We start from the raw sequence: 19,940 nt of genomic DNA on the forward strand, positions 1-19,940 counted from the left end.
CGTAAGTGAGAGCTTTTGATGATAGGCATAATCCTAACGACCGTAAAGCACATGCCGTTCTACTGTTCTCGATGCCCAGCCGGCCCACAGGCCGGTGCAGTTGCTGAGTGCATTGGCCAGCAGGCCGTTCCCACTGCGGTTGGCCAGCGCCACCCCCTGAACAGCGAAGTCGATCGTGTGCGCCCCTGGGCTGCTGTCGGAGCCTGTGACCAACCCATGGACGGTGCCGCTGGTATGGCTTTGATTACCGTCGATGGTCAGGTTCTGCACGCTGGCGTTCAGTGTGTTGTGCAGGGCCGAGGCCCGAACGATGCCATCGACGTCGGCGCTGGAGCCGTCGGTCAGCTTCAGCACCTTTATCTCCTGCCCGCTGCCCTTGAGCTCGACGTTGTTCTTGAGGGTGATACAGGCGCCATCGGCATTGGGGCCACTTACCAGGTCCGTTCCCGGGGGCACCCAAACCTCGCCTCGCCAGCCTTGGAGGCGGCGTTGATAGCGAGCTGAAGGGCACGGGTGTCTTCGGCAGCCCCATCGCCCTTGGCCCCATAGTCACGAACGTCGAAGAGCGTGCTCATGCTGGCGTACCTGCTAGAGGGTGGTGTGGAGACTCTAGACGTGGCGGGGGGGTACGGGGCGCCCGCAGCGGATGGGTGGCAGGCCTGCCCTGCGGGCAGCAGTTGGCGCGGCGCGACCGCTACGGGGGTGATATGCTCCACGGCTTTTTCACGGAACCGCTCTGCCGCACCCCCCCAGGTCAATAACGTGCACCGCGAGCCGAGATCGAGCGAACCTTGCCCCCGCTGTTGTGGCCTACACCACAGGCAACAAGCCTTCGAATAATTGTTCCATGTACCTGGATAGAGTCGCTGATGAACAAGACTGTCGAGTACCGCCCCGCCTCTGACTTTCTTGTCGGAGATGGCGAAATGTGTGGCCTGATCCGAGGCAAGGACTGGTCCGCCACGCCGCTCGGCCCGATCGACTCCTGGCCTCAAAGCCTGAAAACCACAGTGAGCCTTTGCCTGGCGTCCAATTTCCCCATCAACATCATGTGGGGCCCCGAGCACATCCAGATCTACAACGACGGATACCGGGCAATCTGCGGCGCATCGCACCCTCAGGCATTGGGCGAACCCTATACCGTGACCTGGGCCTCTGCCTGGCCTGCCATCGGCCAGCCGTTCGCCAACGCCTTGGCTGGCAACACCTCGTACCTGGAAAACCAGCGGATGTTCCTGGCGCGCAACGGGTACCTGGAAGAAACGTTTTTCACCTTTTCCACCAGCCCGATCCGGGATGAAACCGGTGGCATCGGGGGCCTGTTTCACCCGGTGACCGAAACCACCCCGACCATGCTCAGCGAACGCCGAACGCGCGCCCTGCGGGAGCTTCATGCGGCCCTGGCAGATATCCGCGCCACCCCATTGATCCCCAACGCATCGCTCGCTGCGTTGCAGCCTTATGCATTCGATCTTCCGTTTCTGGCGTTCTACCAACTGAACGCCGACAGCAGCGGCTATAGCCTGGTTGCACACAACGGCGTAGGCCCAGGCCATAGCCTGCCGGCTCAGCTATTGCTCGACACGCAGCAGCCTTTTGCTGTATCGCAGGCCATAGCCTCCACGCACCCATGCCCGGTTTCGGGCCTTTCACCAATGTTCGGCGGCACCACGTGCGGGCCTTATGACCAGGTACCGGACAACGCCTTTCTTCTACCATTATGGGTGCCGGGCGATGCATTGCCGGTGGCCATCGTGCTGGCTGGCGCCAGTGCGCGGCTACCGCTCAATAAGGCGTACGAGGACCTCTTTTCGCTTCTGACCGTGACGCTCAGTGCGGGCTACGCGAATGCACGGTTCTACGAGGAGGAACGTGAGCGTGCCGAAGCCCTGGCGGCCCTGGATAAGGCCAAGACAACGTTTTTCTCCAACGTCAGCCACGAGTTCCGTACTCCCCTCACATTGATGTTGGGACCCCTTGAAGACGCCCTGCTCCACCCCGATGACCTGCCGCCTGACCAACTGGAACGCTTGACCCTCGCTCACCGCAGCGCGTTACGGCTGCTGAAACTGGTGAACTCTCTGCTGGATTTCGCCAGGCTGGAATCCGGCCGGGCCGGGGCGACGTTCCGGGAGGTCGACCTAGGCGCATTCACCGCCGAGCTTGCGAGCAACTTCGAGTCAGCGTGCGAGCGTGCGGGTATCGCGCTGCACATCAGCGTTCCCGCTGTGCCGGTGCCGGCATTCATCGACCAGGAGATGTGGGAAAAAATCACCCTGAACCTGCTGTCCAACGCGTTCAAATACACGTTGAGCGGCGCGATTCATGTGAACGTTACGCCCATGGCAGGCTCGGCGCTGCTCACCGTGCGCGACACCGGCGTGGGCATTGCCGCCGAAGACCAGCCACTGGTATTCAAGCGCTTTCATCGGATCGAAAACCAGCTTGGCCGAACCTTCGAAGGCACTGGAATAGGCCTGTCCCTGGTCGATGAGCTGGTGAAGCTGCACGGCGGTAACCTTGGGCTGGAAAGCGCTATCGGGGTGGGCTCTACCTTCGCCGTAAGTATTCCGCTGGGTTCAAGCCACCTTCCTCCGGAGCGGATCGGCGCGCAGCCCAGCTTGTCGTCCACCGGCATTCGGGCACAAGCCTATGTGGAGGAGGCCCTTCGCTGGCTGCCTGACGCCGGCCTCAGCGAGCAGCATGCCCCAGCTGCGCCGACGGCTGATGCCCCAAGGCCCCGGATACTGTTGGCAGACGACAACACCGACATGCGCGGCTATATCGCGAGCATCCTGGGCGGCGCCTCCTACGAGATAGAAGCGGTCGACACCGGGCTCAAGGCGTTGGAAGCCGCCAAGGCCCAAGTGCCTGATCTGATCCTCAGCGATGTGATGATGCCGGGGCTGGACGGCTTTGCCTTGCTGCAGGCGGTGCGCAACGACCCTGCCCTGAGTAATGTGGTGTTTATCCTGCTGTCGGCGCGCGCTGGCGAAGAAGCACGGGTGGAGGGTTTGAAGGCCGGCGCCGATGACTACCTGGTAAAACCGTTCAACGCACGCGAGCTGAGAGCCCGTATCGATGGTGCGATACGCCTGGGCCAACAGCGCGTGGAGGCGCACCGGCGCGAACAGGCGCTACACGACAAGGCCAGCCGCGAGCGCGAGGCGCTGGTGGTGCAGTTTCACCAGATGCAGAAAACCGAAACCATCGGGCAGCTCACCGGTGGTGTGGCGCACGACTTCAACAACCTCCTCACGCCGATCTTCGCCAGCCTGGAAATGCTCAAACGGCGCTTCAACGATGATGATCGGGCCGTGCGGATTGCCTCGGCCGGGCTGGAGTCGGCCGAGCGGGCCAAGGTATTGGTCAGCCGGTTGCTCGCCTTTGCGCGCAAGCAAAACCTGGACGTACGCCCGGTCGATCTCAAGCGGCTGATCGTCGGTATGCAGGACTTGCTCAAGCGCTCGATCGAAGAGGATATCGTGCTCGAGTTCAGCCTTGGCTCGCCCAGCCGGCTTGCATTGGCCGACGCCAACCAGATGGAACTGGCGCTGCTTAACCTGTGCCTCAACGCCCGGGATGCCATGCCGAATGGCGGCACACTGTCCATAACGCTCTCGGAGGTCCAACTTCCCCCACAACCGAACGCCCTTGGCGGTACTGAGGATTACCTGCAGATCGTGGTGAGGGATAACGGCGCCGGGATGGACGAGCACACCCTTGCAAGAGCTATCGAGCCATTCTTCACCACCAAGGGCGCCAAGGGTACCGGGCTGGGTTTATCCATGGTGCACGGCGTGGTGGCGCAACTGGGGGGGCAGTTGCTGATTGAAAGCCAACCGGGCCAGGGCACACAAGTGCGTGTGCTGCTTCCGGCAAGCGAGGCGCCTGCAGCGTTCGAGGCCCCTGCAGCGCAAGGCAGCGAAGTGGCGGCTGAAAAAGCCACGATTCTGGTAGTGGACGACGAAGCGTTGGTACGCACGACGGTCGCCGAGATGCTGGGCGACGAGGGCTACATCATCCACGAAGCCGAGTCCGGCGAACGCGCCTTCGAGCTGGTGCGCCAAGGCCTGCTGCCCGACCTGCTGATCACCGATTTCAAGATGCCAGGCATGAACGGTTCAGAGCTGGCAAACAAAGTGCGGTCGGTCGCGCACCAGGTCGCCGTGCTGGTGATAACCGGCTACGCGGAGCTGGAACTGGAGTGGCCGACGCTGCTCAAGCCTTTTGCCTATGCGGCCCTGCTGGAACGGGTACGGGAGCAGCTCGGCCAGGAGGGCACAAAGGCTTAAGCATAGTCATTTTCAGTATTTGGTATATACCAAGCGCCCCCGTATAAAGGCAGCACTTCACGAGCTACGCAAGGCTGCTGTTCGATGCTTTCGCTGAAAATCATGCTGGAATATTTTCACCCTTGGCCTAATTCCGCAGGGTTCTACGTCGCCCGGGAGCGCGGCTGGTATGCCGAGGCGGGCCTGAATGTGGAACTTCGGGTACCCGATCCCGAGCGGGGCGACAGCCTGCAGTACCTGCTGGAGGGCCAAGTGGATCTGGCGGTATTCCCTGGCAATCGCCTGCTGGTACGGCGCGATCAAGGCCAGCCGCTCATAGGCGTTGCGGCGATCAACCATGACGGGCTGGAAGCGATCCAGACCCTCACCGATTTCGCCATCGGGCGGCCTCGGGACCTGATGGGCAAACGCTTGGCCATGAACCCTACCCCGCGGGGCCTGGCGATGGTTCGCGATCTGGTGCGCCGGGACGGCGGCGACCCCGACGCGCTGATAATCGTGGATGCTGGCACCCGCGAGCTGCGCCCCGAGGACCTTGCTGCCGGCATGGCAGATGCCAGCTTTGGCGGTTACTGGGCCTGGGAAGCGCTGATGGACAGCCCTATCGCTGCCGAGCGGCGGCAGGTGTGGCCGGTGAGCCAGTGGGGAGCACCGCGCTATCACAGTTATCAGCTCGGTGCCCAGGAGCAATGGGTTGAGCGCAACCCTGAGGTGCTGCGGGCCTTCCTGGCTGCGACAGAACGCGGGTTCCGGGCCGTGGCCGAGCAACCGCTGCGAGGGTTGGCCGCTTACGAACGGGTGATTCCGTACTTCCCGGCGCGGTTGATCGAACGGTCCCTGGCCCACGTTGCGCCTACCTGGCTGCACGACGGCCGCTGGGGAGAACAACGCCAGGCGTTGATCGAGCCCTATGCGCTGTGGCTGCACCAGCATGGCATCCTCGGCAATGCGGCCATATGGGCCGATGCCTTTACCAATGATTTCCTGCCGGAGGCGCAGCCATGAGCCAGCTGTTGCACAGCCACGGCATGGCCGGAGTGCTCGTTGCGCCCGCATGGCCGCTGCTCGCCGAAGCTCAGGTAAAAGAGGTATTGCTCGACTTTCCTCAGTTGGGCGAGCTTCAGGCGCTTCATTGGCATAGCCCGCGGCCGTTTTCGGCTGCGGCATTGGCCACCACGGATACCGGCGAGTGGTTCATCAAGCGTCATCACCCTAGCGTTCGCACCGTAGCCGGGCTGGAGGAAGAGCACCGGTTCATCGCTCACCTCCGGCAGCACGGGTGCCCGGTACCTCAGGTTCAACGCGCTACAAACCGCCACAGCGCTATCGAGCGTCACGGCTGGACGTATGAAATCCATGCCCGTGCCCAAGGGGCCGACCGCTATCGCGACGCCCAATCCTGGGAGCCGTTTCAGCATCCTGCCCATGCCGAGGCTGCGGGTTATGCGCTGGCACAGTTGCACCGGGCCGCGGAAGGTTATGAGGGCGCGAAACGTACCGCCAGCATCCTGGTGAGCCGGCCCTGCTGGCTGACCAGCGCCGATTCGCTAGCCGCTATCGAAGCCCAGGCCCGTAGCCTGCCAGGGCTGGCGCACTACTTTGCCAGCCGTGACTGGCACCGTGAATTGGCCGCGCTGCTGCCCTTGCAGCAGGCCGCGCGTGAATACCTTCAGGCACAGCCGCCCTTGTGGACCCATAACGACTGGCATGCCTCCAACCTGCTGTGGGCCGACAAGCCTGAGGCGCACGAGGTGGCGAGCGTGCTGGATTTTGGCCTGTGCGACCACACGTTTGCCCTTTACGATCTGGCGATCGCCCTGGAGCGTAACGCTATTGCGTGGCTCGGGCTCGATCAGGGCATAACGGTGCAGGCCGATCTCGCCACGGTTGACCAGTTGCTCGCCGGCTACGCCCGGTCGCGGCCACTGCCCGCCGCTTCGATAGACGCGCTTATTGCACTGCTGCCGGTGGTGCATGTGGATTTTGCCCTGTCCGAGGTCGCGTATTTCGAAGGCGTGCTTAACGATCGCGGCAACGCAGACGTGGCTTGGGAAGGTTACCTGTTGCGCCACGCACACTGGTTCGCCCGCGAGGAAGGCAAGCGGCTATTGGCCCACTTGCATCAGCGCCGCGGAGACTGGCAATGACCCAACTGTTGATGAGCGCGGCCGAGCTCTACGCGCGCCTCGGTACCCCGGGCCTGGTCATTCTCGATGTAACCGTGGACCTGCAAACGCCCCGGTTCGATGGCGACTATCGTGTGCGCAGTGGCTATGAGGGCTGGCATCAGGCCCATTTGCCTGGCGCGGTCCATGCTGACCTACTCGAGGGGCTTACTGATCCTGATGCCGGCTACAGCTTCGCCATGCCTGCCGCCGACGCCTTTGCCGAGCAGTTGCAACTGCTTGGCATAGGCCCGCACAGCACACTGGTGCTGTACGACAGTGGAGATGGTTTCTGGGCGGCGCGGCTATGGTGGATGTTGCGCAGCGTCGGCATCCCTGCCTTTATCCTCGACGGCGGCTTGCAGCTATGGCGGCATGCCGGCCTGCCCCTGCACAGCGGGTCAGCTGTGATAGAACCCACCACCGAGGCGCCGCCCGTGCGGCCTGTCCCGCGCGCCTGGGCCAGCCAGGAGGAGGTACTTGCCATCAGCCAGGGCCATGCGCCGGGCCAGCTGCTGTGCGCGCTGTCATCAGCGGTGTTCGATGGCAGCGCAATCACGCGCTATGCCCGCCGCGGGCACATCCCCGGCAGCCTCAATCGCCCAGCCCGTAACCTCTATCAGGCCGACCACCGTTATCAGCCGGCCGCCGTATTGCGAGCAGCGTTGGGTGAAGGCTTGCTGGCTGACAACGCTCGGCTCGTCCTGTACTGCGGCGGAGGAATCTCCGCTGCCGCCACCGCAGTGGCCCTCACGCTTTTAGGGCGCGACAACGTTGCCCTGTACGACGGCTCTCTCCAGCAATGGAGCGCCAACCCCGCCTTGCCAATGTCCTCCGGAGCAGCTCCGGCCTGACTGCCTGCCACAGGCACGCGTACACTCCGCACCCTCGCTCGCCCCTGCACAGGGGGCAGGCGCGCGCGCACCGGAACGACTTGATCATGGAGCTGCTCGATGTTGCATCACCTACCCTTCCCGGCCCGTTTGCTGTTGACCGGTATCGCCCTGGTCTCGGCCAGCGTGGCGGCGGACGATTCCACCACGCTTGGCACCGTGACGGTGGTCGGCGACGCGGCAGATGGTTACCAGGCACCCACTGCCTCGGTGGCGGGCGGCGATGACGCGGCGCTGCTGGACACTCCCGCCTCCGTGTCGGTGTTCAATACCCGGCTGCTGCAAGACCAGCAGGCGCGCCTGCTCAGTGACGTACTGCGTAACGACGCCGCAGCCGGCCAAAGCTATGCCCCGGTGGGCTACTACGAGAATTTCGTGCTGAGGGGGTTCTCGTTGAACGCCGCCAGCAGCTACAAGGTGAACGGCTTTACCATCGCTGGCGAGCAGAACGTGGCGCTTGAGAACAAGGAGCAGGTGGAGGTACTCAAGGGCCTGGCTGGCCTGCAGAGCGGCGTGAGCGACCCGGGTGGCATCATCAATTACGTGAGCAAGCGGCCCCGTGACGTGCGCTCGGTCACCGTTGCCACCAACCAGGACGGCGAACGCTCCCTGGCCCTGGACGTAGGCAGCTGGTTCGGCGCCGAGCAGCAGTTCGGGATACGCGCCAACCTGGCCCATGAGGATCTGCGTTCTTACGTTGACCATGCCGATGGCGAACGCGATTTCGCGTCGCTGGCCGTAGACTGGGCTATCGACCCTCGATCCACCCTGCAACTGGACGTTGAATATCAGGCCCAGGAGCAGCGCTCGGTACCTGGCTATCAGTTATTAGGCGGTACCGACGTTCCCCATGGCGTAAACCCCCACGACCTGTTGGGCGATCAGGAATGGGCGAAGCCGGTTCGCATGGACTCGCTCAACACCAGCGGCCGCTACACCTACCTGTTGAACGATGACTGGACCGCTCGTTTCGGCCTGGCCCATAGCCAGGTGGTGATCGACGACTACAGCGCCTTCCCATGGGGCTGCTACGGGGCGGCCAGCTGTGCGAACGATGCGGTGCCCAACTATTTCAGCCACGAGGGCGATTACGACATCTACGACTTCCGCAGCCCCAACGACACCCGGCAGGTCGACGAAGCCCAGGCGTCGCTATCCGGCCGCTTCAACACTGGCAGCCTGCTCCACGAGCTGGAACTGGGCCTCAGCGCCCAGCGGCGCACCCTCGACAGCCATGAAGAAATCAACGAATGGGTAGGCAGCGGCAACCTGTACACCGGCGCGGTCAGCGTCAGCCCGTACAGCGGGAGCCTGGGCCCCAGCTATCGGCACCTGGACAGCCGCCAGTATGGCTTCTCGCTGAATGATCGCGTTCATTTCGGCGAGCATTGGCAGTTGGCGCTTGGCGGGCGTGAGGTATTGCTGGACGAGAAAACGTTCAACAGCGACGGCGATACCACCCGCCATACCCGTGAGTGGAAATTCCTCCCCAACCTGGCGGTGATCTATCAGCCCTGGGCCAATACCTCCTTCTATGCCCGCTACAGCAAGGGCCTCTCTCTGGGGCGAGAGGCCGACTGGTACACCACCAATGCGGGCGAAACCCTCGCGCCTACCGTGTCCCGCCAGGTGGAACTGGGCGTGAAGCAGAACTGGCAGCGTTTGAGCCTGACCGCGGCGGTGTTCCAGATGCACCAGGGTTACCAGTATTCCCAGGCCAACAGCGACGGCACGCTCACCTTCGTGCAACAGGGCGAGCAGAAAAATACCGGCGTGGAACTGACGGCCAGCGGGCGCGCCACCGAGCAACTTCAACTTACTGCCAGTGTGGCGGCGATCCGTGCTCGCGTAAGCGGTAGCGGCACCGATGCCTACGATGGCCACCAGGCGATCAACGTACCCAAGGTTCGCGCAAGCTTCTACGGGGATTACAGCGTACCCGGCATCGAAGGCCTGGCACTGCTGGGCGGCGTGCAATACAGCGGCAGCAAATATGCCAACCGCGCCGGCACGGTGAAGGTGGGCGATTATGCCGTGTTCAACGCAGGCAGCCGCTTCACCACCCATATCGACGGCTATGAAACTGTGTTCAGGCTGAGCGTGGACAACCTGTTCAACAAGGCATACTGGCGCGACGTTGGCGAATACATGGGCGACGGCTACCTGTTCCCGGGCGCGCCGCGTACCGCACGCTTGTCCGCCACGGTCAATTTTTAAGGAAAAACGGCCATGTCCAACCTCGAAATACTTGCAGTGGTGGTCAACGTGCTAGGCGTGTGGCTTACGGCGCGGCGCACGCCGTGGTGCTGGCCGGTGAACGTGATCGCCGTGTTGCTGTACGTGTGGATCTTCTATGACGTGAAACTCTACTCGGACATGCTGCTGCAGATTGTCTTCGTGTTCATGCAGGCCTATGGCTGGTGGCGCTGGCGCTCGGGCCAAGTGGACGAAGGCCGTGTTCATGTGGACCGGCTACCAATGCCCATCGCGCTGGCAAGCCTTGCCATTGGCGGGGTGATTGCGCTGGCGCTTGGGGCCAGCATGGCGCACTTCACCGACGCCGAGGTACCTTGGCTGGACGCCACCCTCACCGCGTACAGCCTGGTAGCCAGCTACTGGGCTGCCCGCAAATACGTGGCCAGCTGGTGGCTGTGGATTGCCTTGGACGCGGTATACACCGGGCTGTATTACCACAAGGATCTGCCCCTCACCGCCGCGCTCTACGCTGGCTTCATCGTGCTAGCGGTGTACGGCCTGCGGGCGTGGCAGCAAGACCTGGCCGCCCACCCAAGCGCTACCCAACCGGCGCAAGCCCTGCCATGACCATCAAACCCGCCAACGCGCAATACCTGCGCATTCATCACGCGCTTGCCACTGACCTCGGTGCCGGGCGCCTGCTCGCTGGCGAGCGTTTTCCGACAGAGCGCGAACTGGCCGAGCGCTTCGGCTGCACGCGGGTAACGCTGCGCCAGGCACTGCAGCGGCTGGAGGCTGAAGGCGTGATCTACCGGGGCCATCGCCGGGGCTGGTTCGTTTCGCCCGCGCCCATAGCGTATGACCCCACGCGCGTGACCGGCTTTATGGAGTACGTCAGCGCCCAGGGCCGCGAACCACGCACGGAAAGCCTGTTGGCCGAACGGCGCCAGGCCGAGCCCGGGCTGGCGGCACGCATGGGCCTGGACGCAAACGCCTGGGTTTACCATCTGGAGCGGCGGCGCTGGGTGGATGGCCGCCCTGTGTTGCTGGAGACCAACGTGCTGACAGAAGCCTGGTGCCCAGGGTTGCTCGATATGCCATTGGGCAGTTCCCTCACCGAAACGCTTCGCCAGCGCTACCAGCGGGTACAGGCCCGTAGCGAAATCACCCTTAAACCGTGCCTGCTCGATGACACTCAGGGCCAGCTGCTGCAACTGGCGAGCGGCTCCGGTGGCCTGATGCTCGAACGCTTGTGCCGCGATGCCAACGGCACAGCGGTGGAATATGATCGCGAATACTGGCGGCCGGATGCGGTGGAAATACGGCTGGAGGTGGGCCCCGCCCAAGGCTCAAGCCTGTTAGGCCGGTTGCCCGAGAATAGCTTTCAGTAGCCCAGGAAACCGCGCTTCCATTTCCTCGCTTCGCAGCGAATTCATATGCGTGGTACCCACGTTGCGAGTGTGCACCAGCCCCGCCTCGCGCAGCACGCGGAAGTGATGAGACACACTGGATTTGGGTCGGCCGCCATCCAGTTCACCACACGAAGCCTGCGCCACAAGCGACAGGCAGCGAACGATTTCCATGCGCACGGGGTCACTTAAGGCGTACAGCACGCGCTCGAGGACGAAGGATTCGGGTTCGGGGTGTTTGTAAGGTCTCATGGCGCCGATGATACCGAGGGGCTTCAATTAACGCCATATTTCGAATACTATCGAACAATCGCACCAACGACTCAGGAGTCACTGCATGGCAACGCTGTTCGAACCCTATTCCCTCAAGGACGTTACGCTGCGCAACCGGATCGCTATTCCGCCGATGTGCCAATACAGTGCCGAGGACGGCGTAATCAACGAATGGCACCACGTGCACCTGGCCAGCATGGCCCGTGGCGGTGCCGGCCTGGTGGTGGTGGAAGCCACTGCAGTCGCGCCGGAAGGCCGTATCACCCCCGGGTGCGCGGGCCTCTGGAACGACCAGCAGGCCCAGGCCTTCGTGCCGGCCGTGCAGGCGATCAAGGCGGCTGGCTCGGTACCGGGGATTCAGATTGCCCATGCCGGTCGCAAGGCAAGCGCCAACCGCCCGTGGGAAGGCGACGATCACATGGCCGATTCCGACCCACGTGCCTGGGAAACCATCGCACCCTCGGCCATCGCCTTCGGCGCCAACCTGCCAAAAGTACCCCGCGCGATGACCCTCGAAGACATCGCTCGCGTGAAGCAGGACTTCGTGGACGCTGCCCGCCGCGCCCGCGATGCAGGGTTTGAATGGATCGAACTGCACTTCGCCCATGGTTACCTGGGGCAGAGCTTCTTCTCCGAACACTCCAACCAGCGTACCGACGCCTACGGCGGAAGCTTCGAGAACCGCAGCCGGTTCCTGCTGGAAACCCTCGCTGCCGTTCGTGAGGTATGGCCGGAAAACCTGCCGCTCACTGCCCGATTCGGCGTGATCGAATACGACGGGCGCGACGAGCAAACCCTCGAAGAGTCGATCGAACTGGCTCGCCGCTTCAAGGCCGGCGGGCTGGACCTGCTGAGCGTCAGCGTCGGCTTCACCATCCCCGACACCAATATTCCGTGGGGCCCCGCCTTCATGGGTCCGGTGGCTGAACGTGTACGCCGTGAAGCTGGCCTGCCAGTGACTTCGGCCTGGGGCTTCGGCGCGCCGCAACTGGCCGAAGAGGCAGTAAAAGCCGGCCAGCTGGACCTCGTGTCCATTGGCCGCGCGCACCTTGCCGACCCCCATTGGGCGTACTTCGCCGCCAAAGAGCTGGGCGTGGACAAAGCGTCGTGGACACTCCCTGCGCCGTACGCCCATTGGCTGGAGCGCTATCGCTAAGTAATACCGCCAGGTGTCACCAAGCGTCAGGTTCGCCTGGCGCTTGTCTCGTTCGCATTCGGGGTATGATTGCCCATCCTTTTCCGCGACCGAGCCCCATGTTCAGCCTCAGCCACCTCGTCACCCCTCCTCCGGAAGCCTTCGCCAGCCAGGTGCAACAGTTGGCGATCGATAACCTCACCACCCTTGGCAGCGTGGCGATGGTCCCCAGTAACCCGCTGTATCCCCTGTATCAATACGGCCTGGGCCTCGAGGTGCATCACTACCTGCAGGCGATGGGCGCAGGCACGGATCTGCAGGTCGAGTTGCTGCTGGGGCTCGATGCGCAGAGCCCGGACCAAGTACTGGGTTTTGCTCTGTTTCTACCGGCCGCAGGCGCACCAGATGCCTGCACCCTGCTCTATCTGGCTGTTCATTCAGGCCATCGCCGCAAGGGTGTCGGCCGCGCGCTGCTGAATGCCGTAGTGCAGCGCTATCCACACACCGAAGCCGCTTGCCTGGTTTCAACGCTGGGCTGGTTCCAGGCCCAAGGCTGGCATGCCGTGGGTACCAGCGGGCCGCAGGTGGTGGTCAATACGCGCCCGGTGCGCACCCTTGGGCATGTTCAGCGGCTGGATGTGGCGCCGCTTTACCGAACGCTCGAGGTGCAGCAGATTCATGCCTATTTGCTCAAACAGCATGGCCGCAGGGCGATGGCGGATGCCGAAAAGCAAAGGGATTACCGGCTTGATCAGCTGGAGCGTCAGGTAAAGCAACATGTGCAGGCTGGGCCGCAATAGCATCGATCGGGCTTGGCACGCTCAATCCGTAACGCCTGAGGCCCTCATGCCCCGGCGGTCGCCAATGCTTGCTCCAATGCTGCGGCTCCCCGCTGAGCCGCCGCGTCATCGCCCGCCTCGCCCAGCAGCTCGGTCACTTCGTGCAACTGCGCCTCGCTCAGCCCCACTCGCAGGCTGGCGCTCATGTGGGCACGCAACTGCGATTCAACACCTGGGGTTGCGGCCAGCGCGCCCACCGTGGCCAGCTCGCGGCTGCGCCAGTCGAGGTTATCCCGCTCGAAGATGTCGCCGAACAAGTGAGCCTGAAGGAACCGGTTGATCACCGGTGCAAAATCAAACAACGGGCCCTTCACCGGGCTGCCGGAGATCGTCGTCTGGTTGGCCGTACCCGCTGCCAGTAAAGCCTCACCCGTAGGAATACCCCGGCCCGGCTCGCGCCCCAGTTCATCGTGCACGCCCCGCTGCTGGCGAGCCTCTACAACTTTCATCAATTCTGCGAGCGCGTTGAGGCTGCGCGGGAAGCCCACGTAGGCATACAGCTGCACCAGCACCTCGCGAACCTCGCTCACGCTTAGCCCGGCATCCAGCCCGCGGTTCAATGCCGTGTTCAGCCGTGATAGATCACCGACTGCCATGCTTGCGGCGATCAAGGGAATCGCCTGCTGCCGCGCTGAAAGGGTTTGCGCTACGGGTGCGTCCGGCAAGCGCCCTGGCGCCACTTTCGGTGCCACGCCCTCGCCAAGGTACTGCGCTTCGGTCACCTGCTCTGCCCAGGTCACCACGCTGCCGTCTTGCGCCTCAGCAATGGCAATGTGGGTCATTCCACTGGTGGGCGTGGCGCCGTGCCAATGGCGCACGTGAGGCGGAATCCACACCACGTCCCCGGGGCGGATTTCCTGGCGAGCGCTGCCCGCTTGCTGTACGTAGCCGATACCGGCAGTGACGATCAGTGTTTGCCCCAGCGGGTGGGTATGCCACGCCGTACGCGCGCCGGGCTCGAAGGTAACCGTGGCGCCGCTTACCCGCGCCGGCTCATCCGCCTTGAAAGGGCCGTCCACCTGCACCGTGCCGGTGAAGTAGTCCTGGGAGCCCTGCACCGGGGGTTGCGAACCCGCAGCCGAGATACGAATGCTTGCAGCATCCCGGCCCGAGGCCTCAGCGGTCATCAGCGAAAGCGCCATGAGTGGGGCAATCAGTGGCTTCATCTAGTGTGCTCCTGGCCTGAAAGGAAAAACGGGCGTTACCCGTTCAATGAGCACAGGCTAGGTGAGATACCCGGAAGGGACTAGACCGCCAGATCGACATGGACTTATGAGCAGTGCTCATCAAGGCATGGCGCCTGGCGCAGCCTCTTGGGGCGGCGAACAGCCCTCAGGCGTGCCAGCAGCGGTACCAGCCGTCCTGCTCGCTTACACGCAGGTCAATCTGGTAAAGCTCGGACAGCCGTGCGCTGGTGAGCACCTCGGCCTTGGGGCCATCCGCCACGATCTGCCCTTTGGCCAACAGCACCACCCGTTCGATTTCCGGGATGATTTCATCGAGGTGGTGGGTAGTGATGATCATCGCATGCTCCGGCCCGCAAAAGCGCCGAAGCAGATTGAGCATGCCCAGGCTGGCGCCCATGTCCAGGCCATTGGCCGGCTCATCGAGGATAAGCGCGCGCGGTTGATGCACCAGCGCCCGCGCCAGCAGCAGCCGGCGCTTCTGCCCGGTAGACAGCCGCTGGAACATGGTGGATTCGTGCCCGGCCATCTCCACGGAGGCCAGCAACGCCCGCGCCTGATCACGCTGCGCGTCGCTTGCCTGCAAATGCCCATGGGCGCCGATGGCGCCGAAGAAGCCCGAGGTCACCACATCCAGCGCTGGTGTGTGCGGGGTGTAATCGTCCTGCAGGTCCTGGGATACGAAGCCCAGCCGGCTGCGCAAGTCCCACAGGTTCACGTTCTGGCTGCCGAACAGTTTCAGGTGGCTGCCTTCCCTGTCCAAGGGATACAGCTCCCGTGTGATCAGCTTGAGCAACGTGCTCTTGCCTGCGCCGTTGGGGCCGAGAATGGCCACCTTTTCTCCAGCGCCAATGTGCAAGGAAAAGCCATCCAGTACGCGGGTTTGCTGCTGAAAGGCGGTGACGTTGTGGAAGTCGATCATCTAAGGCTCGCGTCACGGAAACTGTCGGGACACTGACCTTAGCGGGGAAGGTGTTGTTGGCTCAAGGAAAGTCTACTGCTCGTAGGGCAAGAATCTTTCGCGGTACTCCGCTATGCCCGGTAAACGAGCTGCATAAAATTTTCAGGAAACCCACGGATTGAAGAGAGGAACGCCCGTAGCCTCGAAATCCTTGACGTTTCTTGTGATGACCGTCATGCCATGTATCAAGGCAGTCGCAGCAATCAGGGCATCTCGTTCTTGCCGAGGATCGGGCACATGCAACGCCGCACAACGGATAGCAACGGCTGAATCAATTGAAAGCACCCTCCCCCTGAATTCCGGCATCACCGCCTCGTTAAGCCACTTACGGAGAATGCTTCCTTGAACTGGATCTCTCCGGCTGACCTGCAGAACGCCGGTTTCAAGCTCCATCACCGTTATCGCGGAAATAAACATTTCATTTGCCGGCACGGCCTGCCCCCAAGCCACCACCCCTGCATTGGCTTTTCCGGTTTTTGCCTTGCGCAGTTCTGAAATTACGTTTGTATCCAAAACATACATCAGCTGAAGTCCACCGTTTTGGGTTGAATAACAGCCCGTGGTGGATCGAATACAATATCCGTATCAACCGGCATTGCGATCGCATCAATGATGGTGGTAGCCCTGTCAGTCAAACGCTGATATGCCTCAATGGTCAGCAGTACATGGGCTGGCTTGCCCCTATCGGTAATAAAGACCGGACCGGCGCTGGCCGCCTTTTTGGCGCCGCTGGTATCGTGATTGAACTCGCGACTGGACATAGTAGTCGGCATAGAGACCTCCCGAAAAGCTGATGTAGAAACGTTACTACATCTCGAGCCAATGTCAAGGCGTCATAGGCCGCGATCACCCTTCACTTTCCAAACCTCTGAACTGATTTTTTCGCCCACGCGATTCCATCGCTTCGCTGACCTGCGCAGAATCGGTCGCTTGCGTGCAAACAACAAGAGAAGCCCATGGAAACGAGCATTGAACAACAGGTGTTGACGGCCGCCCGGCATTTGGTCGAGGCGTTCGGCAGTAACGACACCGAGGGGTATTTCGCGGCGTTCAGCGAGGACGCTACCTTCCTCTTTCACACCACCCCCGGCGTGCTGGAAAGCCGCGCGGCCTATCGCGCGTTGTGGGACAGCTGGCAGCAGGACGGTTTTCGCGTGCTGAGTTGCGAATCCCGCGAGCCCCGCGTGAGCGTTCAAGGCGATGTGGCGATATTCATGCACGAAGTCGCCACTCGGCTGAGCGTGGGCGGTGAAGAAGTGGAGTCGCTGGAGCGTGAAACCATCGTGTTCCGCCAGCCTGCACCTGAAGGCCGTTGGCTGGCCTGTCACGAGCACCTGTCGGCGATGCCTGTGGCGTAACGGCTGACCATAAGCGCGATCACCACAGACGAACGGCAGGCCCGGCGCCAAGTGGAGCCGCCCGCTCTGCGACGGTACTTTTCAACACCCGGGGCCACGCTCGCACGGAAAGTTATCTTCGGGTGCCATACAGCCTGGCGATGATTGGCCGATACCGCTTCATGCCTACTTCTGGAGTGTGTCGCATGTCGCTTCGTAAAATCGGGATCGCGCCCCGGGCTGCCTTCGGGTTTGCCACCATCGCATTGTTCATGGCCGTGCTCGGCCTGCTCAGCCTGCGTTCCATGTCGCAGCTCAACGACAACACTCACGAGTTGGCCGACAACTCGCTGGCCTCCACCCGCTTACTCGGCGACCTCACCGATACCGTGGGCCGTTACCGCACCATGTCGTACTTTGTGCTGGTTAACCGCGCCAAGGCTGACGTGGAAAAATCCAGCACCCGTATCAGCGAACTGACTGCCCAGGGCGAACGGCTGATCGACAAGTACGCCGCGCTGGTGGGCGTAGGTGAAGAGCAACAAGACTTCGACAAACTCAAACAGCTGCATGGGCAATACATTGCGGCACTGGATCGCTTGCGCCAGGCTTCACTGGCGGGCCGCGAAAGCGAAATCGCGCCGTTGATTTCCGGTGACCTCAAAGCCGTTTCTGACCAGATCAGCCCAGTGCTGAAACAGCTGACCGACCTCAACCAGCAGAACGGCGACCAGGCCGTCGAAATATCGCAAGGCAAATACGAAGCCGCGCGTTTGCTGGTGTCGTTGATGCTTGCCGCCGCCTTCGCGCTGACCATCGTGCTTGCGCTGGTACTGACTCGCAGCATCGTGCGCCCGTTGCAGGTTGCGGTGGCGTTGGCAGAAAAAGTTGCCGCGGGCGACCTCACCCAAGCCATCCGGCCAGAAGGCCGCGACGAAGTTTCGCGCCTGCAAACCGCGCTGGCCCAGATGCAGGACAACCTGCGCGCTACCCTTTCACGTATCAGCGGGTCGGCGACGCAGCTGGCCTCTGCAGCTGAAGAACTTAACGCTGTGACCGAAGAAGGCTCGCGCGGGCTGCAGCAGCAGAACGACGAAATCGAGCAAGCCGCCACCGCTGTGAATGAGATGACCGCAGCCGTCGAGGAAGTCGCCACTAACGCGGTATCCACTTCGACTGCTTCGCAACAATCCAGCGGTGCCGCCGTGGACGGCCAACAGCGGGTGAGCCAGACAGTCGAGGCCATTGTGCAGATGAACCAGGACGTGGAGGCCACTTCCGAGCAGCTTCGTGAGCTGGCCGAGCGCACCCGGGACATTGGCAAGGTGCTGGATGTAATTCGCGCCATTGCCGAACAAACCAACCTGCTGGCCCTCAACGCCGCCATTGAAGCAGCCCGCGCAGGTGAAGCCGGCCGCGGGTTTGCGGTGGTAGCCGATGAAGTACGCGCATTGGCGCACCGCACTCAGGAATCCACCCGCGAGATCGAGGCCATGGTCAGTGGCATTCAACATGGCAGCGGCCAGGCGGTTGCGTCCATGCACACCAGCAGCGAACGCGCCCGCTTCACGTTGGAAGCGGCCCGCAGCGCTGGCACGGCCCTGGAGGAAATTACCCGCAGCATCAGCGAGATCTCCGAGCGCAACCTGGTAATCGCCAGCGCCGCCGAAGAGCAAGCCCAGGTAGCGCGCGAGGTGGATCGCAACCTGGTGAACATCCGCGATCTGTCGCTGCAGTCCGCTGCCGGCGCCAACCAGACCAGCGCTGCCAGCCACGAACTGTCGCGGCTTGCTGCCGAGCTGAACGAGATGGTGGGGCATTTCAAGGTGTAAGGTGGCGCGTTGGCTTCCTTGTATGCCTGCCCCGCTGAGCTAAAACCCGGCGACCTGTGGCGCAGCCGCTTAGGCCACTGCCGGCTCCCAGTGCTCATTACCGCACTGGCTGCAGGCTGGCCAACCCTCAACATCTGCGGTCGCCGTATAACCGCAGCGGTTGCAGGCCAATAGCTCGGTTTGCGCTGGCGGCTGGGCATCGGGCAAAGGCGGCAGCAGCGACAGCCCAGGCCTGGGCTGCACGTACCGCAACAAGGTGAAACGGCCAGTGGATTCAAGGTACACGCGGCGCAGTTGGCCTAGCTGTTGTACGCCCTGAGCGCGCAGTTCGGAATGCACGCGGTCCAGGCTAAGGCCGGCCTTATTCAGCTCATCCATCAGCAAGCGGCCGTCAGCAAGCAACAGCGTGACATCCCCCTGCACACGCACCTCGACGGCGCGCCATCTGAACGAGGCCGTGGACAGTCCTCGCTGGAACACCAAGGCACACACTAGCAATACGATTGCGGGCAGCACGCCTTGACTGGGCGTTTGCAGCGGTGCGCCGATGGCGGCGCCAAGGGTGAGCATTACGGTCAGCTCTGAAATGCTCAGCTGCGCGGCCATGCGTTTGCCCAGCAGCCGCATCACGATGAACAGCGCGACGTACACCACCAGTGCTCGGCCCACTACCTCCAGCAGGAACAACCAGGGCGCGTTGCCTACCAGCAGGCGATGCAGGGTCGCGGTCGCATCGCCGCTCATTGCGTGAGTACCTGCGCGGCCGGTTCCCATTCCCTGGCGCTACAGCGCGGGCAAACCGCAGGTGGGCTGTCATCCTGGCGATAACCGCAGGATGAGCAGCATCGGGTGTGTTCCACGGCCGCCTCGCGCCGCAGTACTTCATCGATACTTGGGAGGATGCACAGGCCGGGCTCCGGCTGCTCGGCACGCACCAGGGTCAGTTTGCCGGAGGGCTCCAGCCAGGCTCGGCTCACCTGCCCCAAATGCTGCACCTGAAAATCGCGCAACAGGGCATACAGCTTTTCCCGGGACAGGCCTGCCTGCTTCAGCGCTGGCAGCACCAGCGACCCCTGGCTCACCACCAGGTCGGGCCCACCAGACACCGCCCTGGCAACCTGTGCGTTCTTCATGCTCAGCGCAACCACCGCCCGCTGGATGGAGATCAGTACTGCGATGATCACCAGCGGTGGCAACAGACCGCGTTCCTGCGCTTGCAAGGGGATACCGACCGCGCCGGCAAGGGTTACGACGATCGACAGTTCAAACAGCGTGTATTGCGAGACCACCCTGCGGCCAAGCAGGCGCATGCAGTACATCAGCATCCAGTACAACACCGCCGCACGGCCGCAGATCTCCAGCAGCATCCACGGGCTGGCCTCACCGAACAGGAACCTGTGCCACTCCACGGTCCATTGCCT

Annotated in this window: 20 protein-coding genes; 11 read left to right on the forward strand and 9 right to left on the reverse strand. The window is 62.8% G+C overall.

All coding sequences use genetic code 11. The annotated features are described in order from the left end of the window. Nucleotides 1-33 precede the first annotated feature (33 nt). Both LG385_RS10175 and LG385_RS25445 read right to left on the reverse strand, forming a co-directional pair. On the reverse strand, nt 34-456 hold the full coding sequence (locus LG385_RS10175) for a hypothetical protein (protein ID WP_263974686.1): 423 nt from the start codon (nt 454-456) through the stop codon (nt 34-36). Continuing rightward, the gene (locus LG385_RS25445; protein ID WP_263974687.1) at nt 432-575 is read right to left on the reverse strand and encodes a glycoside hydrolase family 55 protein; all 144 of its coding nucleotides are present in this window, start codon (nt 573-575) and stop codon (nt 432-434) included. Before LG385_RS25445 ends, LG385_RS10175 begins: the two co-directional genes overlap by 25 nt. 294 nt (nt 576-869) lie before the next feature. Between LG385_RS25445 and LG385_RS10180 the strand changes: the two genes are divergently transcribed. The 7 genes from LG385_RS10180 to LG385_RS10210 all read left to right on the forward strand — a co-directional run bounded on the left by LG385_RS10180 (nt 870) and on the right by LG385_RS10210 (nt 10,940). Continuing rightward, the gene (locus LG385_RS10180; protein WP_225774173.1) at nt 870-4,295 is read left to right on the forward strand and encodes a response regulator; all 3,426 of its coding nucleotides are present in this window, start codon (nt 870-872) and stop codon (nt 4,293-4,295) included. Nucleotides 4,296-4,379: 84 nt separating this feature from the next. Continuing rightward, nucleotides 4,380-5,300 carry an ABC transporter substrate-binding protein gene (locus LG385_RS10185; protein WP_225774174.1) on the forward strand — a complete coding sequence of 307 codons (921 nt, stop codon included), beginning with the start codon at nt 4,380-4,382 and terminating at the stop codon, nt 5,298-5,300. Then, on the forward strand, nt 5,297-6,442 hold the full coding sequence (locus LG385_RS10190; RefSeq protein WP_225774175.1) for a phosphotransferase enzyme family protein: 1,146 nt from the start codon (nt 5,297-5,299) through the stop codon (nt 6,440-6,442). The genes LG385_RS10185 and LG385_RS10190 overlap by 4 nt, the downstream gene beginning before the upstream one ends. Continuing rightward, complete coding sequence (locus tag LG385_RS10195; protein ID WP_225774176.1) at nt 6,439-7,314, forward strand: sulfurtransferase; 876 nt, start codon at nt 6,439-6,441, stop codon at nt 7,312-7,314. The genes LG385_RS10190 and LG385_RS10195 overlap by 4 nt, the downstream gene beginning before the upstream one ends. Nucleotides 7,315-7,413: 99 nt before the next feature. Next, nucleotides 7,414-9,570 carry a TonB-dependent siderophore receptor gene (locus tag LG385_RS10200; RefSeq protein ID WP_225774177.1) on the forward strand — a complete coding sequence of 719 codons (2,157 nt, stop codon included), beginning with the start codon at nt 7,414-7,416 and terminating at the stop codon, nt 9,568-9,570. 12 nt (nt 9,571-9,582) lie between these two features. Then, a complete protein-coding gene (pnuC, locus tag LG385_RS10205) occupies nt 9,583-10,176 on the forward strand; it encodes a nicotinamide riboside transporter PnuC (protein WP_225774178.1) in 594 nt (197 codons plus the stop codon). Further along, on the forward strand, nt 10,173-10,940 hold the full coding sequence (locus LG385_RS10210) for a GntR family transcriptional regulator (RefSeq protein WP_225774179.1): 768 nt from the start codon (nt 10,173-10,175) through the stop codon (nt 10,938-10,940). The genes pnuC and LG385_RS10210 overlap by 4 nt, the downstream gene beginning before the upstream one ends. On the opposite strand, the gene LG385_RS10215 is transcribed toward LG385_RS10210, so the two are convergent. Continuing rightward, nucleotides 10,908-11,210, reverse strand: a complete 303-nt coding sequence (locus LG385_RS10215) for an ArsR/SmtB family transcription factor (RefSeq protein WP_181118264.1) — start codon at nt 11,208-11,210, stop codon at nt 10,908-10,910. The genes LG385_RS10210 and LG385_RS10215 overlap by 33 nt on opposite strands. An 85-nt stretch (nt 11,211-11,295) precedes the next feature. On the opposite strand from LG385_RS10215, the gene LG385_RS10220 reads away from it, so the two are divergent. Together LG385_RS10220 and LG385_RS10225 are read left to right on the forward strand one after the other, a co-directional pair. Then, entirely contained in the window at nt 11,296-12,387 is a 1,092-nt protein-coding gene (locus tag LG385_RS10220; protein WP_225774180.1) for an NADH:flavin oxidoreductase/NADH oxidase, read from the forward strand. Nucleotides 12,388-12,485: 98 nt separating this feature from the next. Next, entirely contained in the window at nt 12,486-13,166 is a 681-nt protein-coding gene (locus LG385_RS10225) for a GNAT family N-acetyltransferase (RefSeq protein WP_225774181.1), read from the forward strand. A gap of 44 nt (nt 13,167-13,210) precedes the next feature. Here LG385_RS10225 and LG385_RS10230 read toward each other — a convergent pair whose 3' ends face one another. The 4 genes from LG385_RS10230 to LG385_RS10245 all read right to left on the reverse strand — a co-directional run bounded on the left by LG385_RS10230 (nt 13,211) and on the right by LG385_RS10245 (nt 16,123). Then, complete coding sequence (locus LG385_RS10230) at nt 13,211-14,371, reverse strand: cupin domain-containing carboxymuconolactone decarboxylase family protein (protein WP_413247318.1); 1,161 nt, start codon at nt 14,369-14,371, stop codon at nt 13,211-13,213. A gap of 166 nt (nt 14,372-14,537) precedes the next feature. Continuing rightward, the gene (locus LG385_RS10235; RefSeq protein WP_225774182.1) at nt 14,538-15,311 is read right to left on the reverse strand and encodes an ABC transporter ATP-binding protein; all 774 of its coding nucleotides are present in this window, start codon (nt 15,309-15,311) and stop codon (nt 14,538-14,540) included. A 141-nt stretch (nt 15,312-15,452) separates the two neighbouring features. Continuing rightward, nucleotides 15,453-15,872 (reverse strand): type II toxin-antitoxin system VapC family toxin, encoded by a 420-nt coding sequence (locus LG385_RS10240; RefSeq protein WP_225774183.1) that lies wholly within the window; start codon nt 15,870-15,872, stop codon nt 15,453-15,455. Next, entirely contained in the window at nt 15,872-16,123 is a 252-nt protein-coding gene (locus LG385_RS10245; protein WP_225774184.1) for a type II toxin-antitoxin system Phd/YefM family antitoxin, read from the reverse strand. The genes LG385_RS10240 and LG385_RS10245 overlap by 1 nt, the downstream gene beginning before the upstream one ends. Nucleotides 16,124-16,306: 183 nt before the next feature. Here LG385_RS10245 and LG385_RS10250 point away from each other — a divergent pair, with 183 nt between their 5' ends. Together LG385_RS10250 and LG385_RS10255 are read left to right on the forward strand one after the other, a co-directional pair. Then, nucleotides 16,307-16,708, forward strand: coding sequence for a YybH family protein (locus LG385_RS10250; RefSeq protein WP_225774185.1), 402 nt, complete (start codon nt 16,307-16,309; stop codon nt 16,706-16,708). 185 nt (nt 16,709-16,893) lie between these two features. Then, on the forward strand, nt 16,894-18,519 hold the full coding sequence (locus tag LG385_RS10255) for a methyl-accepting chemotaxis protein (RefSeq protein ID WP_225774186.1): 1,626 nt from the start codon (nt 16,894-16,896) through the stop codon (nt 18,517-18,519). A 69-nt stretch (nt 18,520-18,588) separates the two neighbouring features. Here the strand turns inward: LG385_RS10255 and LG385_RS10260 are convergent, their stop codons facing one another. Further along, nucleotides 18,589-19,263: a DUF421 domain-containing protein gene (locus LG385_RS10260; RefSeq protein ID WP_225774187.1), complete on the reverse strand. Its 675-nt coding sequence runs from the start codon at nt 19,261-19,263 to the stop codon at nt 18,589-18,591. Next, nucleotides 19,260-19,928 carry a DUF421 domain-containing protein gene (locus LG385_RS10265; protein ID WP_225774188.1) on the reverse strand — a complete coding sequence of 223 codons (669 nt, stop codon included), beginning with the start codon at nt 19,926-19,928 and terminating at the stop codon, nt 19,260-19,262. The genes LG385_RS10260 and LG385_RS10265 overlap by 4 nt, the downstream gene beginning before the upstream one ends. Between the last annotated feature and the right edge of the window lie 12 nt (nt 19,929-19,940).

Source organism: Pseudomonas sp. Marseille-Q5115 (assembly GCF_916618905.1).
Lineage (GTDB): Bacteria > Pseudomonadota > Gammaproteobacteria > Pseudomonadales > Pseudomonadaceae > Aquipseudomonas > Aquipseudomonas japonica_A.

What these genes read in the sequence shown, in the direction of transcription:
- LG385_RS25445 (WP_263974687.1), bottom strand. Translation starts at nt 575, where the DNA reads ATGAGCACGCTCTTCGACGTTCGTGACTATGGGGCCAAGGGCGATGGG.
- LG385_RS10180 (WP_225774173.1), top strand. Translation starts at nt 870, where the DNA reads ATGAACAAGACTGTCGAGTACCGCCCCGCCTCTGACTTTCTTGTCGGA.
- LG385_RS10185 (WP_225774174.1), top strand. Translation starts at nt 4,380, where the DNA reads ATGCTTTCGCTGAAAATCATGCTGGAATATTTTCACCCTTGGCCTAAT.
- LG385_RS10190 (WP_225774175.1), top strand. Translation starts at nt 5,297, where the DNA reads ATGAGCCAGCTGTTGCACAGCCACGGCATGGCCGGAGTGCTCGTTGCG.
- LG385_RS10195 (WP_225774176.1), top strand. Translation starts at nt 6,439, where the DNA reads ATGACCCAACTGTTGATGAGCGCGGCCGAGCTCTACGCGCGCCTCGGT.
- LG385_RS10200 (WP_225774177.1), top strand. Translation starts at nt 7,414, where the DNA reads ATGTTGCATCACCTACCCTTCCCGGCCCGTTTGCTGTTGACCGGTATC.
- pnuC (WP_225774178.1), top strand. Translation starts at nt 9,583, where the DNA reads ATGTCCAACCTCGAAATACTTGCAGTGGTGGTCAACGTGCTAGGCGTG.
- LG385_RS10210 (WP_225774179.1), top strand. Translation starts at nt 10,173, where the DNA reads ATGACCATCAAACCCGCCAACGCGCAATACCTGCGCATTCATCACGCG.
- LG385_RS10215 (WP_181118264.1), bottom strand. Translation starts at nt 11,210, where the DNA reads ATGAGACCTTACAAACACCCCGAACCCGAATCCTTCGTCCTCGAGCGC.
- LG385_RS10220 (WP_225774180.1), top strand. Translation starts at nt 11,296, where the DNA reads ATGGCAACGCTGTTCGAACCCTATTCCCTCAAGGACGTTACGCTGCGC.
- LG385_RS10225 (WP_225774181.1), top strand. Translation starts at nt 12,486, where the DNA reads ATGTTCAGCCTCAGCCACCTCGTCACCCCTCCTCCGGAAGCCTTCGCC.
- LG385_RS10230 (WP_413247318.1), bottom strand. Translation starts at nt 14,371, where the DNA reads ATGAAGCCACTGATTGCCCCACTCATGGCGCTTTCGCTGATGACCGCT.
- LG385_RS10235 (WP_225774182.1), bottom strand. Translation starts at nt 15,311, where the DNA reads ATGATCGACTTCCACAACGTCACCGCCTTTCAGCAGCAAACCCGCGTA.
- LG385_RS10240 (WP_225774183.1), bottom strand. Translation starts at nt 15,872, where the DNA reads ATGTATGTTTTGGATACAAACGTAATTTCAGAACTGCGCAAGGCAAAA.
- LG385_RS10245 (WP_225774184.1), bottom strand. Translation starts at nt 16,123, where the DNA reads ATGCCGACTACTATGTCCAGTCGCGAGTTCAATCACGATACCAGCGGC.
- LG385_RS10250 (WP_225774185.1), top strand. Translation starts at nt 16,307, where the DNA reads ATGGAAACGAGCATTGAACAACAGGTGTTGACGGCCGCCCGGCATTTG.
- LG385_RS10255 (WP_225774186.1), top strand. Translation starts at nt 16,894, where the DNA reads ATGTCGCTTCGTAAAATCGGGATCGCGCCCCGGGCTGCCTTCGGGTTT.
- LG385_RS10260 (WP_225774187.1), bottom strand. Translation starts at nt 19,263, where the DNA reads ATGAGCGGCGATGCGACCGCGACCCTGCATCGCCTGCTGGTAGGCAAC.